This window comes from Pseudoalteromonas sp. TAB23 (genome assembly GCF_000498075.1).
Classification (GTDB): domain Bacteria; phylum Pseudomonadota; class Gammaproteobacteria; order Enterobacterales; family Alteromonadaceae; genus Pseudoalteromonas; species Pseudoalteromonas arctica.
This window is the reverse complement of the sequence record NZ_AUTP01000357.1, coordinates 25963-43836: the sequence shown is the minus strand read 5'-3', so window position 1 is coordinate 43836 and position 17874 is coordinate 25963. Positions and strand designations below refer to the sequence as shown.

Genomic DNA, 17874 nt, shown 5'->3' with positions numbered 1-17874 from the left:
GTGTATGCAAAACACGTTTTTTTACGTTTGAATAAATGTTAGATATTCATGTGTATTATCTATATACCTTTAAAATGCCTTAAAAGTGATGTTATTCTAATTTTAGGCGATAAAAAACCAGCTTAAAAGCTGGTTTAGCACTTAATCTGAACTTTGCTTAAGCGGTTAAAGCGTATTCGTTTTTTGTGCTTTATATTTTATACGGTAGCTATGTAGCAGTGGTTCAGTGTAACCACTAGGTTGTGTTACACCCTCCAAAACCAGTGCAAGTGCAGCTTGAAACGCTATGCTGTTATTAAGGATTTCTTCGTTTGTTGCCATGGGTGTATACGCAGTGTCGTGCTCGTTTTGACCATCAACCACTTTGGCCATTTTAGCCATTGTTGATTTTATTTGCGCCTTTGAGCACACGCCATTTAGCAACCAATTAGCCATATGCTGGCTTGAAATACGCAGTGTTGCTCTGTCTTCCATTAGCCCTATATGGTTAATATCGGGTACTTTTGAGCAGCCAACGCCTTGATCAATCCAACGTACAACGTAACCTAAAATGCCTTGTGCGTTGTTTTCAAGCTCGCTTTGAATATCTTCTTTTGAAAGCGTTTTAGGGTCTGTCATTAGCGGCGGTGTAAGCAGGTCATTAAGGCTCGCAATAGTTCGCTTAGCTATACTTTGCTGCTCGGTAAATACGTTTATATCGTGATAATGCATTGCATGCAGAGTAGCGGCTGTAGGGGAGGGCACCCATGCAGTATTAGCGCCTGATTTAGGGTGAGCTTGTTTTTGCTCCATCATTAATGCCATTTTATCTGGCATTGGCCACATGCCTTTACCTATTTGTGCTTTATGACTTAAGCCACAAGCAAGGCCAATATCGACGTTGCGATCCTCATAAGCTTGTATCCATGGTTGCTGCTTAATCTGTGCTTTTGGAAGCACAACACCCGCTTGCATAGAGGTATGAATTTCATCGCCTGTGCGGTCTAAAAATCCAGTATTTATAAATACAACACGCTCTTTGGCTGCATAAATACAGGCTTTTAGGTTTACAGAAGTACGGCGTTCTTCATCCATAATACCCATTTTAAGCGTGTTTTCAGGTAAGCTTAGCGCTTCCTCTACTAAGCTAAATAAAGTGTTAGTAAACGCTACCTCTTCAGGGCCATGCATTTTTGGTTTTACTATATTAATACTTTGCGCGCTGGTATTTTTAATACCTGTTTTTTTATTTAGGTCGTGCAGGGCAGCGGTGGCAGTAAACATCGCATCCATAATGCCTTCAAATACCGGTTGATTGTACACATCGGTAATCGCAGGATTCGTCATTAAATGGCCAACGTTTCTAACAAACATCATGCTACGGCCTTTTAAAGTAACGGTGCCGCCATCAAGTGCGGTGTATGTTTTATCACTTTGCAGAGTGCGCTCTACAGTTTTATCGCCTTTTTTAAACGATTCAACTAAGTTACCTTGCATCAAACCAAGCCAATTTTTATAAACTTGTACTTTATCTTCTGCATCTACCGCAGCTACAGAATCTTCACAATCCATAATGGTGGTAAGCGCGGCCTCTAACACTACATCTTTTAAGCCTGCTTTATCTGCTTGGCCAATAATGTGGTGGTGATCTATATGTAGCTCTATGTGTAAATCATTGTTTTTTAATAACACTACAGTTGGGTTTTGCGCTTCTCCTTGATAGCCAATAAGCTGAGATGGGTTAGCTAATGTGGTTTGAGAGCTATCACGTAACGTAATTAAAAGTGCGCCATCTACTACTGAATAATTAGTGCTTTCTATATGCGAGCCATTAGTGAGCGGCAATGCTTTATCTAAAAACTGGCGAGCGTAGGCCATTACCTTAAAACCACGAACAGGATTGTAGGTATTGCCTTTTTCGGCTCCATCGTCTTCGCTTAACACATCTGTACCGTATAAAGCGTCGTATAACGAACCCCAACGTGCGTTAGCGGCATTAAGTGCAAAGCGTGCGTTACTGACAGGCACAACCAACTGAGGGCCTGCTGTAAGGGCTACTTCGGGTTCTACATTTTGGGTTTCAATTTCAAAGTTGGTAGGCTCTTTAACTAAATAGCCAATATCTTGCAAAAAGGCATGGTACTTAACGCTATCCCACGTTTTATTAGCAAGATGGTAGTCATCTATTTGCTGTTGAAGCAATTCTCGCTTTTCAAGCAGTGCCTTATTTGTAGGGGTAAGTGTTTGAACTATATGTGCAAAGCTTTGCCAAAATTGATGCTCACTTAAGTGAGTGCCTGGTAGTAATTGATTTTTAACAAAATCAGCGAGTTGTGTGTCTACGCTGAGTCCTGAATGTGTGAGAGTGTGGGACATAATTGCCTTCCTTAAACGGTCGCGATGTTGTTGTGTGCTTGTGCGTTAAGGCAACAATAACTCAAAAAGGCAATGTTGAGTGCTTTTTAGCCATTCACAAAATGTATAGCCACAATAACAACTATAAATTTACTAAATCTAGAAAAGGAGCCTAATGTTGAATCAAGCGAAACGGAGCACACACTCCTAGCCACTCTCACAACATTAAAATAATTTACACACTCGTTCGAAGGATTTTATTATGACAACATATCAACGCGAAACAGACACACTCTCTACTCTTTGCCAATCACAAGGCAGCGCATGGAAAGCTATTAACCCTGAATACGCAAGCCGTATGCGTTTACAAAACCGTTTTCGTACAGGGATTGAAATTGCGCAATACACAGCAGACGTTATGCGTGAAGATATGGCTGCNACAAGCCTGTACACCCAATCTTTAGGGTGTTGGCATGGCTTTACTGCCCAACAAATGATGATGGCTATTAAGCGCCATCAAAAAACAACTAAACGCAGCTATGTATACTTAAGTGGCTGGATGGTTGCAGCACTTCGCTCTGAATTTGGTCCGCTGCCAGATCAAAGCATGCACGAAAAAACATCGGTACCTGCATTAATTGAAGAAATTTACACATTTTTAAAGCAAGCTGATGCACGTGAACTAGACCACTTGTTTAACGACCTAGATGCAGCAAAAGCGAATGGCGGCGATGTTCAAGCTGTTATTGATAAAATAGACAACTTTGAAACTCATGTTGTGCCAATTATTGCTGATATTGACGCAGGTTTTGGTAACGAAGAAGCAACTTACTTACTGGCTAAAAAAATGATTGAAGCCGGTGCGTGTGCCATTCAAATAGAAAACCAAGTATCTGACGCCAAACAATGTGGTCACCAAGCGGGTAAAGTGACCGTTCCACACGAAGACTTTTTAGCAAAGATTAACGCAGTACGTTACGCCTTTTTAGAACTTGGTATTAATAACGGTATTATTGTGGCACGTACAGATTCATTAGGTGCAAGCCTTACTCAAAAAGTACCTGTGTCGCAAACACCAGGTGACTTAGCAAGCCAATACAATGCATTTTTAGAAACGACGCCAATCAACGGTGTTGATGACTTAAATGAAGGCGACACGGCAATGAAAATTAATGGCCAGTTATGTAAACCAACTCGCCTAGATAACGGTTTATTTCAATTCCGCGAAGGCACTGAAAAAGACCGCGTAGTACTAGATTGTATTACGAGCTTGCAGTCGGGCGCTGATTTACTGTGGATTGAAACAGAAAAACCACATGTTAAGCAAATCGCTGAACTGGTAAATCGTGTAAAAGAACACGTACCAAATGCAAAACTGGTATACAACAACTCGCCTTCGTTTAACTGGACGCTTAAGTTTCGTGAGCAAGTGTATCAAGAGTGGGAAGAAGCAGGCCGTGACCTTAGTGCTTACCCAAGTCTTGGCGACAATAAAGGCCTTATGGCACCGGAAATGGATGCAACAGAGCTTGCACAAGCAGCCGATTTACTAGTACAAAACTTCCAGCGCGATGGCGCACGTGAAGCAGGTATTTTCCACCACTTAATTACTCTGCCTACGTACCATACAGCTGCGCTAAGCACTGATATTTTATCAGAAGGTTATTTTGGCGATATGGGTATGCTGGCTTATGTACGTGATGTACAACGCCAAGAAATTCGCCGCGAGCAAGCTTCTGTTAAGCACCAAGACCTAGCAGGGTCTAACATGGGCGATACGCACAAAGAATACTTCTCTGGTGATAACGCGCTAAAAGCCGGTGGTGAAGATAACACCATGAACCAATTTTAATTCCTAACTAGATAGTGTTACTCAAGGGCCAATAGGCCCTTTTTTATTGCTTTAAGTAAAATTAGAACATTGAAGCATAATTACAGATCAGACTTTAACTAGGGCGTGTTGATCTTTGTGGATTGAAATTTGTTCAATCTAGGGGCGATTAAATCGCGGCGCGAGGTTTGTAACCTAGTGGGCTAAGTAAAAACCGAGCAACAAAGAGTTTATCGCCCCTAGAAAGAACCCAAAGGGCAGCGCATGTTTGGTATTTATGCTACGTTATCGCCTATTCATGGGGAATAACCACACTACATAAGCTCCGCCTTGCCTAAAAACCAAACATACTGCTGCAAATTAACCCACCAAAGTTCAACACGCCCTTGCCAAATCATGTTGGATCACTATTTAACTACCTGAGTGGATTTACAGATCAGAGTTTAACTAACCTTTCATAAAACGGCATATTTGGGGTGATTTTGCTGTAAAAAGCGTTTACGGCAACTTTAAAAGGCGGGTAAGTGACTGATTTTTGCTTTAATAGGCAAACTTAGCGAATTTATAAACCGATTTTTTACTAACTTCTCTGTGCTATAAAACAAAATTTTACTAACTGATAGGCTATAAACAGTGACTCAAACCGATTTTTTACCAACTCAAGTTACAAAAAATGCTATAAACCGAAATTTTACTAACTGAAGTTTTAGCTAAGTCCGATATTTAACTGTCACAGAAGTGTAAAGGGGGTTTACAGTTTGAATACTAAGGCGGTAAATACAAAAGCCACTTATTTGAAGTGGCTTTTATTTGAGCTATAAATTTATTACCCAGAGTTTATTTAGTGTGTTTATCAAACCACCATTGAATATAAGCTACTTTAGTCATTAAGTTTGATGGGCGAGCTGTAATACCATGCGATGCATTAGGAATGCGCACCATTGCAGTATCAACGCCTTGTAGTTTTAATGCCTGATAAAACTGCTCAGTTTCTGATATTGGTGTACGGTAGTCAGATTCGCCAGTGAGCAACATAGTAGGAGTTTTAACGTTTCCAACATAACTAATAGGCGAGCGCTTCATGTAATGCTCGATGTGATCCCACGGTTTACCCGGAAACCAGTAATCAGCAAAAAACGGGTAAAAATCGGCAGTTAGTACAAAGCTGATCCAATTAATAACAGGCTTAGCAACTACAGCCGCAGCAAAGCGATCGGTATGACCTACAATCCAAGCTGTTAATACACCACCGCCAGAACCACCGGTTACAAACAATTTAGACTCGTCAATAAAGCCTTTCGCTATTAGCGCATCAACGCCAGTCATTAAGTCATCAAAATCGTTACTTGGATAATTATGATGAATAGTTTGTGCAAACTCTTTACCGTATGAATCACTGCCACGTGGGTTCATGTATAAAACCACATTTCCTTTGGCTGTAAACAGCTGAATTTCAGCGCTAAAGTGTGGACCGTAATTAGCTACTGGACCGCCATGTATTTCTAGTATTAGCGGATATTTTTTGCTGCTGTCAAATTCTGGTGGGTAAGCAATCCATCCTTGAATAGGTAACTCATCGTGACTTGATTTAATCCAAATTTCTTCCACTTTAGCCAAAGCTTTGTCGCCCAATGCATCTGCATTAAGGGTAGTTAAACGCTGCGCTTTACCGCGTTTAATTGTTGCTATATCAGCAGGGCGCTGAGTATCGGCAAGGGTAAAGGCTACTTCGCCATCTTCGCTTACATCAAAGTCACCACCAGAATAAGGGCGACCAAAGGCAACACTGCCAATTTGAGTTGTTATTATTTTACGCTTGCCGCTGCATGGTTGATAGGCGAGGGCAGTTTGACCTTTATCTGCATAGCTAAAGTATATGCCTTTGGAGTTTGCACTCCATTTTATTTGACCTACGCTACGGTCAAAATTTGGCGTTAAGCTTGTTGTGTTACCTGTTTTTAAATCACGAATATAAAGCTGAGCGTTTTCGTAGTTAGTGCGTTTATCATCGTAACCTGTGTACGCTAAGTAACGACCATCGGGAGATACTTTAGGCTGCTCGTCAGGTCCGTTTCGGTCAGTAACTTTAGTTATATTTTGTGTGGCTAACTCGAGTTGATAGATTTCACTGTTTGTGGGTTTTAGCTGGTTGTTTGTGTGCCTGTTTGCAGAAAAATAAAGCGACTTACCATCGTTACTAAAACTTACATCGCCTGCGTTATCAAATTCATCATGAGTGAGTTGTTTGGCATTACCACCGTTAGCATCTATGGAAAATAATTGGCTAAAACCTTTTTGCGTGTAACCGCCACCATCTGAACGGTAATAAACATCATCAATAAATTTAGCGGGTTCTGCCCACGTTGCACCTTTTGGTTTGCCTGGTAAGCTCACTGGCGCTGAATTAGCGCTTGGAACAAACATGCTAAATATTAGCTGGTTAGAATCAGGGTTCCATGTAATCGCACGTGGACTACTCGTTAAGTTACTAATTTTTGCCATAGCATCTGTTTTAAGCCATTTAATATATATTTGGCTGCTACCATCGCGGGTTGATATAAATGCAAGGCGTTGACCATCAGGAGAGAGTACTGGCGAATAATCCATATGCACGCCAGAGGTTAATGGCTGCATTTGTTTGGTTTTGTAATCAACAGACCAAATATTACCAACTTTGCGATCTGTTTTTATATCCATGCGGTTACGCACAAAATAAACAGTTTTACCGTCTTCGGTTATATCTATTTGATTGGCATATTCTAAATTAAACACGTCTTGCAGTTGTAGTGTATTTGTTTCAGCGTAGGCTAAATTGCTACAGCCTAAAATGAGGCTAAGTGTTAAAAGCTTTTTCATTTTAATCCCTGTTGTTACTTTTTTAATTTGCTAAGTAGTTATATGTTAGGGATTATTAAATTAACAGTAGGATGCGATGAAGCTCTTATTTAACTCTATGAGTTAAAGCTGTAAAGGGGGTTTACAGCTTCTATTTGAGGTTGTATAAAAGTTTAGTTAGCTGAGTTACACAGGGCTTTTATATCTTTTATAAGCGCTATGCCATCAGCGTTGTCGCCATGTACGCATAAGCTATCGGCGTTGAGCGTTAGTTTTTTTCCAGTTCGTGTTGTCACGCTGCCATCGGATAAAAGCTGAGTTACTTGTTTTAGTAATGCAGCTTTGTTGTGAACACTACCCTCAAGTGTTCGTGACACTAAATGCCCGTCGTCGGTGTACTGCCTGTCGGCAAATGCCTCGAGTATTAGATCAACTCCTGAGCTTTTAGCTACTTGAATGTGCTTATTGGCATTTTTAGTCGCTAAAACCATTAGTTTCAAATCTATTGGGTACCTGGCAATTGCATTTATAACGGTTTGTAATATTTTATCATCAGCCATCATGTCGTTATAAAGTGCGCCATGCGGTTTAACATAGCTAAGTGTTAAACCTTGTACTTTTGCCATGCCCTCAATAGCGGCTATTTGATAATGCAGGCAATTTGTAAGCTCTTTTTCGCTAAGTACCATTGAGCGCCTACCAAAGCCTTGCTTATCTGGGTAACTTGGATGAGCGCCAATTTGTACGTTATGCCGCTTGGCAAGTACAAGAGTGTTTGCCATTACGTCGGCGTCACCTGCATGAAACCCACACGCAATATTCGCCATATCAATATGTGGCATTACGTCATCGTCTAGCCCCATTTTCCATGCGCCAAAGCTTTCGCCTAAATCACAATTGAGTTTCATATTAGTGCGCCTTTTGCGGTTTTATTGTGACAGGTAATACGCCGTTAGCCGTTGCTTCTCCTAGTAACACTTTTGCAAGTGCGGTAAAAGCAGGACCAGATACAATATCATTTTTATCTACATCAATATTATATGCATACGATGCAAGTACAGCATTTGCATAATCGCCAAATTTAGCAATGTCGTAAGGTGCTCTTAGGCTTATAAAAACAGTGCTTTTGTTTTCTTTTTTTGCCACTTTTAATAATGACTCAAGTGCTTTTGGTTGCTCTGCATTATTAAGTGCAAAATTAGGATCGTCTTTTAAATCATCCATACCGCCAATTTCTACCGCACTTTGATTAGGCGTTGCATTGCCGGCTATAACTACATCAGCAGCGTGTATTTGTGTTTTAGCTTGTGCAGGGTTAAACCCTTGTAGGCTGCTACAGCTATAGTTAAGTTTTTTTTGGCTGATAGCTTCAATCGCTTGCTGCATTGCCATACATTTACGCGTGTCTGGCATAATAATATGAACATTACTTCCTGCTTTTAAATTAAGTGGCAAAGTACTGTTATTATTTTTAACCTGCGTTATTGCCTCTACAGCAAGCTGCGCTTCTATTTCACGATGTGCTGCACTGCCGATTGTTTGCTTTGCATTTATGAGCGCGGTAATAGGGTCAAAATTAGTGCTTAACCTAAATTTATTTTTAAGCGTAATTATACGCATCGCTGATTGTGCTATTTCTTGCTCATCAAGTTGGTTTGATTTAACCGCTGCAACAAGCTCTTTAATAAGATCATCGAGCTTGTTTAAATCATCCGGCGTTCTAATTTCAACGGGCATTAGGGCAATGTCAGCCCCAGCCGCAAACGTATTTATTACCGCTTGAGTTGGTGTAAAAAAGTTACTAATACCAGCCATATCAAGCGCATCTGTTACTACAACACCTTGGTAATTAAGCTCACCACGTAAAATATCAGTAATGATTGCGCGCGACATTGTTGCCGGTTTTATCATCGTTTTGCCATTAACACTTATAAACGTTGTGCTATCGAGCGCTGGGTATTGAATATGCGCCGTCATTATCATGCCTGGGTTTTGCTTGGCGATAATGTGTTTAAAGGGTGCTAGGTCTTGCTCGTAAATAACTTCTTTTGCATGGTTTACTTTAGGCAAACCTGTATGGCTATCTACGTTTGTATCGCCGTGGCCCGGGAAGTGCTTTAACGAGGTAATAACGCCGTTATTCTCAAATCCTGCAACCTGTGCGGCGCCTAATTTACTCACTAATGCAGGGTTTTCACCAAACGAGCGTACGTTAATAACAGGGTTATCGGGGTTCATGTTTACATCAACCGTGGGCGCGTAGTTTACATTGATACCCAGCGAGCTTAGTTCTTTAGCTATAACAGTTGCTGTTTTTGTCGCAAAGCTTATACCGTGTTTTTTGTAGGTTGCGCCAATCGACATATTACCGGTAAATGAGGTGGCAACATCGCGTGGTAAACGCGCTACACGTCCGCCTTCTTGATCTATAGATATAAATAGAGGCAGCTTACTACTGGATTTACTTGCAGCTGTTTGCAATTGGCTATTAAGCGTAATGGTTTGTTCTATTGATTGAGTATTTTCAGAAAATAAAATAACTCCACCAATATCGTATTTAGCAATAGCGGTAGCAAGCTCATTAGGTAACTCGGTCATTGGAGTTCGGCATTTATTACTTGCTCCTTGCTGGCAAAAGTAGCGAAAGTCGAGTATTAACTTTTGCCCAAGTTGTTGTTCAAGAGAAAGCACGGGTTTAGCAAACGAGGATTGTAATGGCATTAAACACCCAGATAAAAAAACGATAGACGGTACAATACACTTATTTAGCAAAACACACTCCAAGGCTAAAAAGTAGATAAATGTATGCAGCTTAACTACTTTTTAAAGTAACTGCAAAAGAAGGTTTTCTTTACAAAAACCATTAACGTATTGTAAAAATTAAAGAAAAATTATAATTTTGAACTTAGTGAAAAGTTATATTTTTTCTGCCTTTATTGATATTAGGTAATAAATTTTTAATAGGGTGTAATTGCAGGCTTTATGCTCAATTATAGGTGCAAGTATTGAATGCCTGATACTTAGGATGGCATTCATTTTTGAAAGAATTATTAATAGCCTTAATCTTCGATTTCTTATTTTTCATTTAACGATTACAGCCTTTATTAGTACTTTAGTAAGTAGCTTTTATTCTACCTACCAAGCACAAAAGGAGCAGTTAAAAACTTACACTAAAAAGTAACTATGCCTACGCTAATAAATTAGCATCAACAACTGATACTCTTTAGAATCAGCAATGCAACAACCTGCCTATTCAACTAAAAATCATCTTGAAAAGACAATACTGTGGCGCGTTTAGGTAGAGAAGAATTTGTATTTTTTTACCTAATAAGAACAGCAAAGTGCGCGCAAAATAGCAGAGCGATTACGTCAAACCGTTGAGTCTATAAATACGTAAACTATTGGATTTATAATAATTCCTATTGGCATTGCAACTTGGTCTGAGCATAGTAACGAAATAGACCAAGTTTAAAAATGTGCTGACAAAGTACTTTACCATGTTAATAAGTATGGTAGTGATAAGTGCATTGTTGCTGATTAAAAGTGTGTTTCGATAGGAGAGTAATCAATTGCAACTTCTACATTGCTCACTGAGCTATAGTTGTTTAGATCTTTAGATAATCCTGCAATATCAACATCCTTTTCAACAAGTAATGTGTAATTGTGAGCTGTCGATTTAACTAACTCATAATTATTTTTTAACTCATCAGGCAAAGAATCGGTATTTAATGTAATGGTAAGAGTACCTGTTACTACACCTTTTTGCTTTAAGTTCTGATTATAAATAACGTCGCCTTTAAATAACTGCTCAGAGTTAAAAATAAGCTTATCACCAGATGAATTTATGCTTTTAGATGCTTTTTTCATAATACTTTGACTGCTTTCTTTTTTAGGAAAAATAGTGTCAGTTTTCTGGTTCTTAGATGGTTCTTTTATAATGATTTCTGCTGTTTTAGGTAGCGCCTGAGAGTTGTTAACCTCTGTTTTTTCACTGTTATTACATGCAGATAGTAATAAAGCTGCAATTATTGGCACTGAACTTGTAAAAATTATTTTTTGCATTCGTTTACCTTTGTTTACTTTTCTCTAAATTTAAAGCTATTCAGCTTCATTCAAGTATGTATATTAACAACTTAACTATGCGTTTACATAAAACAATCAATTAAAAAACATTAAGTGTTTTAATATAATAAATACAAACAGGTGGATACATGTCTCAATTTAAATTAACAACTATTGCCATAGTTGTAGCATCAACATTAGCAGCAGGTGAGCTAACGGCCGCTGAACAAACTCGATTTTATGATGTAAGTGCTACAAATGCAGTTACTCAGGGTACTTCTTTAGCTGCTGTTCAGCAGAGAACCTTAGCCGAACGCGCCACTGTATCGGGTCAAAAATCTATTTACGATGCACAAATGGGTAAAGCAACATTTTTATGGCAAGCAATAGGTCAGCGTAAGCCTGACATGGCTTTAATCGCAGCTGATAACCGTAATCAATATGCTGCTGACTTTTATATTGAAACTTTAACAGGCATTAGTAATCGTAAAGCAACAGCATCTTCTGCTGTTATGGTTGATTTATCAGAGCAAAAACGTGGTTCTATTAGTGCTAAATATAAACAACAAGTAAACGGTGTAGAAGTTTTTAACCGCGAATACAACTTGTTAATGGATAAAGAGTACAACCTAGTAGCAAGCTCGGGTTATTTTGCTGATACGTCATCATCTAAAAATAAACTTGCTGCATTAACGGGTTTTGTAAGCTCTGAGCAAAGTATAAAAAAAGCATTTAGTGAATTAGCTAATATTGATGTCTCACTTCGTAAAATTGGTAACGAAGGTGGATATGCAAAATATGAGGCTAAATCATTAGATGACTCTAAGATTGTTTTAGGTACGCCACGTGCAAAAGAAGTGTTTTTTGAAGTTGCAGGCGAGCTTAAATCTGCTTACTACATTGAAGTAGAAGTAGCAGAAGTTGGCTCTTTAGAAAGTGACTACTTTAGTTATGTAGTAGATTCAAATAACAGCAAAGTATATTTTGCGAAAGATTTGAAATCTCATGCAGCTGACTTTAATTACCGTGTTTACGCTAACCAAGATGGCTACCCAATGGAAAGCCCGCACGGTGACGTAATTCCTGCAGATGGCCCAGGGCAAGTAGACGAGACTGAGATTTTAGACGCGCCAATGGTATCTCTATCTTACTACAGTAAACTAAGCACAATGGACCCATGGTTAGCTGATGATGCAACGACAACATCAGGTAATAACGTATTTGCTTACGCAGATGTGGTTGCACCTCAAGACTTTAGTGAAGGTGACTTTACCGCTGAAACAACAGCAGACTTCACATTTGACTACCCTTATCAAGTAGATGAAGTTGCAAATAGCTACGCAAACCGTAAAGCGGCTATTGTTAACTTGTTTTATATGAATAACTTTTTACATGATTTTTTCTATGATCATGGTTTTGATGAAACGTCAAATGTAGCTCAAGTATCTAACTTTGGTCGTGGCGGCGTAGAAGGTGACCCGATTGAAGCACAGGCTCAAGATAACTCAGGTCGTAATAACGCAAATATGTCTACGCCAGCTGATGGTGCTAGCCCACGTATGCAAATGTACTTGTACAACAGTAAAGATGCCGTTGTTGGTGTAGATTTTGGTATTACAGTAACTTCACATGACTCTTTAGGCCTTTTAGCTTCAACAAAAGAATCTGGCTTTGGTAAATACCAATTCAGTGATGTGGCTGCAGAAGTTGTTCGTTTAGATGATGGAAATACAGTAGATTCAACAAGTATTAATGATGGTTGTGAGCCTGCTATAAATGCTGCTGAACTAGCAGGGAAAATTGCAATTGTAGATCGTGGCTCATGTGCTTTTACGATTAAAGTAAAAAATGCACAAGATGCAGGTGCAATAGCAACTATCGTTGTTAATAATGACCCAGATACGGCAGAACCGGCACCAATGGGCGGTGAAGACGATACTGTAACCATTCCAAATATGGGTTTAAATTACGCTGATGGTCATGCAATGTATGACCTAATTGATGCTCGTGAAGTTGTTACTGTAAACATGTTTACCAAAGCAACATTAAAAGATGGTACGTTTGATAATGGTATTATTGCTCATGAATGGGGTCACTACATTAGTAACCGCTTAGTCGGTAATTCATCAGGCCTTATTAACTTCCAAGGCCGCGCAATGGGCGAAGGCTGGGGCGATTTCCACTCATTAATGTTTATCGCTAAAGAAAGCGATATAAATATTACAGGTAACGATAAGTTCCAAAAAGCATATGGTAGCGGCACATTTGTAGAAGACTTCTACTTCGGTATTCGTCGTCTTCCTTATTCAACTGATACAGATGTAAATGCATTGTCGTTCCGACATATTACTGAAAATGCTGGTGCTGATATTGGTATTTCACCAACAAGCGTGGCTTCTCCTCATGCTGCCGGCGAAATTTGGGCAACTGTATTATGGGAAAACTACGTAACGCTTATTAACGAGCATGGCTTTAATGAAGCACAAACTCGAATGGCAGATTACTTAGTTGCAGGTTACAAATTAACACCTATAGCACCAACCTACACTGAAGCACGTGATGCTATTTTAGCTGCTGCCTATGCAGTAGACCCTGCTGATTACAAATTAATGGTAGGCGCATTTGCTAAACGTGGTATGGGTCTTGGCGCAGTATCGCCAGATCGTTTCAGTGAAGACCTTACTGGTGTAGTTGAATCAGATAAAACACAGCTTTCTAGCTATGCATTTGCAAGTGCTGACTTAAACAACATGTACAATGGTACAGAGCTTGGTTTTTGTACTAACGACAATATTTTAGATAAAGGCGAAACGAGTACGGTTAGCGTAACAATTACTAACCGTGGTAGTGAAGTACTTAGTGGTACAACAGCACAACTGACAGTTATAAGCGATCATGATGTAACATTTGAAAATGATGGCCTACTTACTTTTGGTGAAGTTCAACCGTACGAAGCAATAACAAGTAACGATATTAAAGTTACTTTGAACGAAGCGGGTACAGCTGAAACACTAGAAATTGAAGTCACATTCCCTGAAATTGAAACGGATGATGATATCGTTGAAGCGCTTGATCAAACACTTACGTTTGAAGTAAATATGGGCTTTAAATCAGAAACGCCTGTTGGAGCTGTAGTTTCAGATGATATGGAAGTAGCAAGTTCATCACTATTAGATTTAAAAGAAAACGTAATGTTTGGTGGTGATTTAGCTGCTGGCACTCAAGTAATGGATAATAGTAGTAATATTGCATTCTTTGAACAAGGTGGCTTTGGGCTAGGCACACAAGCAATGCGCCTTGTAAATAATGGCTTCCAATCGGATGTAGCAGTAGAGAGTAAGTCATTCGAAGTCGGTTACTCTGGCGACTTTGAAATTTCATTCTGGCATTTCTATAGTATCGAGGAAAACTGGGATGGTGGTGTTGTAGAAGTTAGTGTTAATGGTGGTGACTGGGTTGATGCTACTGAAATTGGCGGCACATTTGATGTTGGCTATGACGCTGTTCTAATCGAAAACGATTCTCAAGAGCTTCAAGAACGTGAAACATATACAGGTAATAACGTACAAGATAGTGGCGCGTATGGTAATTATGAAACTATCAACTTTGGTGATGCTCTAAACGGCAACTTAGTAAAAGTACGCTTTAGAATTTCATCAGATGGCGCAGTAAGTGATTTAGGTTGGTGGATTGATAACCTAACTATGTCTAACGTTTTATCTCCTGTATTTTCAGAACTTGTAGCGGGTGATTCACTAGCATGTGATAACGCAGCTCCACTTGTTTTAGTCGAAAGTGCATCAGCGGAAATTACTGAATCTGCTACAGGAACAATTACAGCAACAGCGTCAGATCGCAATGGTCAAACACTAACTTATGCTTGGACTCAGGTTAGCGGTAGTGATGCTACGCTCACTGGTACTGATACAGCAACTTTGAGCTTCACACCTGCAGCTATTACTGCAGATGAAGAGCTTGTTTTTGAAGTTGCCGTAAGTGATGGTGTAACAACTGTGACTCAACAAAGTACTGTAATGGTAAAAAATGAAGCGGTAGCAACAGTGCCTGTAACAGAAGCAAAATCTAGCGGTGGTGGTAGTTTTGGCTTTATAGCTTTATTACTTACTCCATTAGTATGGTTTAATAGACGTCGTAAAAACGTTAGTAAATAAGTTTAAATAACATCCCGTCGTCTCTAAACACATGACGGCTTTAATGAAAGGCCAGTAGCTTTTGCTTCTGGCCTTTTTTATATACTTAGTGTGATGTTTTTAGTCCTGACCTCATATTAACTTTTGATGGCCATACACTTTGACTTATCTATTAGTTATATTGCCTTTTTATACGACATCAACAACTTATATCTTAAAGCTTAATAAACAACCTCGGTGCGTTCACTTAGTTGGCTAGAGTTTTACTGATTAAAGGATAAAAATGGCAATGCTGGAATATATTATTTATCACGCCATACCCTAACGCATAGTCGCTAAATTGAACAAACCAACTTAATTAAAAACACTTAAACGGGTATAATACCTAACTTCGTATAATACGCGCTGAATTTGAGTGCTTTGGAATGCAGCTTTGCTATATAAATTACTACCCGCTTTAAATTTAAGATTTCTTATATTGCTACTCGCATTCTCTGCAGCACTGAGCACATTGATAGGGAGTTTTTATTCTACCTATCAGGTTCAAAAAGAGCAGTTAACATCATATACGCTAAAAAGTAATTTAGCCTATGCACAAAAATTAGCCTCCGCAACTGATAACTTTTTAAAGTCTGCGCTTCAGCAGCTTGAATACTCAGCTAAAATTATTGAGCAATCACCAAATAACTCCAAATTATTAAACGATGAAGCCATTCGTTTAAATCATCAAACGGATAGCTTTAACTCTGTTGTGATTAATTTACATGGCGTAGTTGCAGCGACGTCGCCTCACTTTGAAAGTTTAATAGGCCAACAAATACAGTCTCCAGGAGCAATAGAAGCACTAAAAGAAAAACGCCCATTAATTAGTGAGCCTTATTTATCGGCAGCTGATAATTTAATTGTTTTTATATCGCACCCGCTATTTGATTCTGAAGATAAGTATTTAGGTTATATTGGGGGCTCTCTTTATTTAAAAGAGAAAAATATTTTAAATGAGCTTTTAGAACAACATTACTACAAAGGTGGTTCGTACCTTTATGTTGTTAGCTCAAATAAGCGCATTTTATATCACCCAGAACCTGCCAGAATCGGCAACGTTATTGCTAACAATGCTGTGATTGACGCTGTTATAGATGGCGAAATAGGCACTTCAACGGTTATTAATAGCTTAAATAAGCCGATGCTCGCAGGCTACGCACCCATTACTTTATCTAAGTGGGGAATAGTGGCGCAAAGACCATTAGAATCAACGCTCTCTTCGCTAGATACATTAACTATTGAAGTCATTGAACAAACAATACCTATGGCATTAGTCACATTTATTTTTATTGGTTTATTTGCACACTTTATAGCAAGGCCGCTAAAGCGATTAGCCGATAACGCAAATACACTCGATGATCCAAAAAGCTTAGAAAAACTTAAAAGCGTGAAGTCGTGGTATTTTGAAAGTCAAAAACTGAAGTTAGCGATGTTAAGAGAGGTTACTTTATTACAAGCACAAATAGGTGTGCTACGCCATGACTCACAAACAGATCCCTTAACAGATACGCACAACAGAAGAAGCTTAAACGGCCTACTTAACCAGCTTATGCTAAAGCAAACCCCATTCGCTATATTAGAAATTGATATCGACTTTTTTAAACGTGTTAACGATACTTTTGGACATGATAAAGGCGACGAAACTTTAGTTTCGCTAACAAATATAATTAAAAAACTATCAAGAAGAGACGACATAGTATCAAGAATTGGCGGTGAAGAATTTGTTCTTGTGCTACCAAATGAAAACAGCCAAAGTGCCTATAAAATAGCAGAGCGTTTACGTAAAACAGTAGAATCGACAGAAATAAACACCATTGGAACAATCACTATTTCTATAGGTATTGCAACCTGGCCTGAGCATAGTACTGATATTGCCCAAGTATATAAATGTGCCGATAAGGCGCTATACCATGCTAAAGAGCATGGTCGTAACCGATGCGTAGTGGCCGATATTAGCTAACCACAGCTTTGTTAAGTAATACTCTGTATTACCTTAAATTGATAAATACTTTACACAGAGTGCATGAGTTTATTAAGCCAGCCATCTGCTTTTGATGGCTTGTAAATCATTACTATGCCTTTGCTATAGTGACTGTTAACCCCCTTTACAGTTATTTTTGTAAGCGCTAAGTCATCAATCACAAAATTTGGTAAATACGCTAATCTCAAAGCAGTTTTACTACCAAACTAACCTTTTAAAATCCGTTATATGTTGAAAAGCTAACGACAAATAAAACACAAAAAATGCATTTTCATTAGTAAAACTAACGCAGCAACAAGGCTTGGTAATTCATAAAATACAAAGTAAACCAAGCTATGCCTCGTTAAGCTTAGTGCCGCTTACTAGGGGGAAGTATAACGAGTGCGACAGCGCAATAAATACAACACTTGCAAGTAGGCTAACGGCATGTTTTAAAAACGCCCCAGCTATTTAGAAAACCAAGACTTTGCGATTAATTAATTTATAAATAACGGAGATTTTGGCTTTAAAAGTGCTGTTTATATAAAGTGTTAATGGGCATTAAGTATGTAGAAGTGTACCTGAATATACTCACCATTAAGTAATTTGACTTGAGTAAATATGTGGCAATAAACGCTGCATACCCATGCAGCGTTTAT

Annotated in this window: 8 protein-coding genes; 3 read left to right on the top strand and 5 right to left on the bottom strand. The window is 38.9% G+C overall.

The genetic code is table 11. The annotated features are described in order from the left end of the window. Window positions 1-165: 165 nt before the first annotated feature. Window positions 166-2355, bottom strand: coding sequence for a malate synthase G (locus tag L654_RS0124155; protein WP_024609287.1), 2190 nt, complete (start codon window positions 2353-2355; stop codon window positions 166-168). Window positions 2356-2596: 241 nt separating this feature from the next. Here L654_RS0124155 and L654_RS0124150 point away from each other — a divergent pair, with 241 nt between their 5' ends. Further along, a complete protein-coding gene (locus tag L654_RS0124150) occupies window positions 2597-4186 on the top strand; it encodes an isocitrate lyase (protein ID WP_024609286.1) in 1590 nt (529 codons plus the stop codon). An 816-nt stretch (window positions 4187-5002) separates the two neighbouring features. On the opposite strand, the gene L654_RS0124140 is transcribed toward L654_RS0124150, so the two are convergent. The 4 genes from L654_RS0124140 to L654_RS0124120 all read right to left on the bottom strand — a co-directional run bounded on the left by L654_RS0124140 (window position 5003) and on the right by L654_RS0124120 (window position 11062). After that, window positions 5003-7021, bottom strand: a complete 2019-nt coding sequence (locus L654_RS0124140; RefSeq protein ID WP_024609285.1) for a S9 family peptidase — start codon at window positions 7019-7021, stop codon at window positions 5003-5005. Between the two features lie 152 nt (window positions 7022-7173). Then, window positions 7174-7908, bottom strand: a complete 735-nt coding sequence (locus L654_RS0124135; RefSeq protein WP_024591566.1) for a 5-oxoprolinase subunit PxpA — start codon at window positions 7906-7908, stop codon at window positions 7174-7176. 1 nt (window position 7909) lies between these two features. Beyond that, a complete protein-coding gene (locus tag L654_RS0124130; protein ID WP_024609284.1) occupies window positions 7910-9721 on the bottom strand; it encodes a glycoside hydrolase family 3 protein in 1812 nt (603 codons plus the stop codon). A gap of 816 nt (window positions 9722-10537) precedes the next feature. After that, window positions 10538-11062 carry a hypothetical protein gene (locus L654_RS0124120; RefSeq protein WP_024609283.1) on the bottom strand — a complete coding sequence of 175 codons (525 nt, stop codon included), beginning with the start codon at window positions 11060-11062 and terminating at the stop codon, window positions 10538-10540. Window positions 11063-11211: 149 nt separating this feature from the next. Between L654_RS0124120 and L654_RS0124115 the strand changes: the two genes are divergently transcribed. Beyond that, the gene (locus tag L654_RS0124115) at window positions 11212-15234 is read left to right on the top strand and encodes a rhombosortase-dependent M36 family metallopeptidase (protein WP_024609282.1); all 4023 of its coding nucleotides are present in this window, start codon (window positions 11212-11214) and stop codon (window positions 15232-15234) included. 457 nt (window positions 15235-15691) lie between these two features. After that, on the top strand, window positions 15692-17215 hold the full coding sequence (locus L654_RS0124110) for a sensor domain-containing diguanylate cyclase (RefSeq protein ID WP_024609281.1): 1524 nt from the start codon (window positions 15692-15694) through the stop codon (window positions 17213-17215). Window positions 17216-17874: the final 659 nt, after the last annotated feature.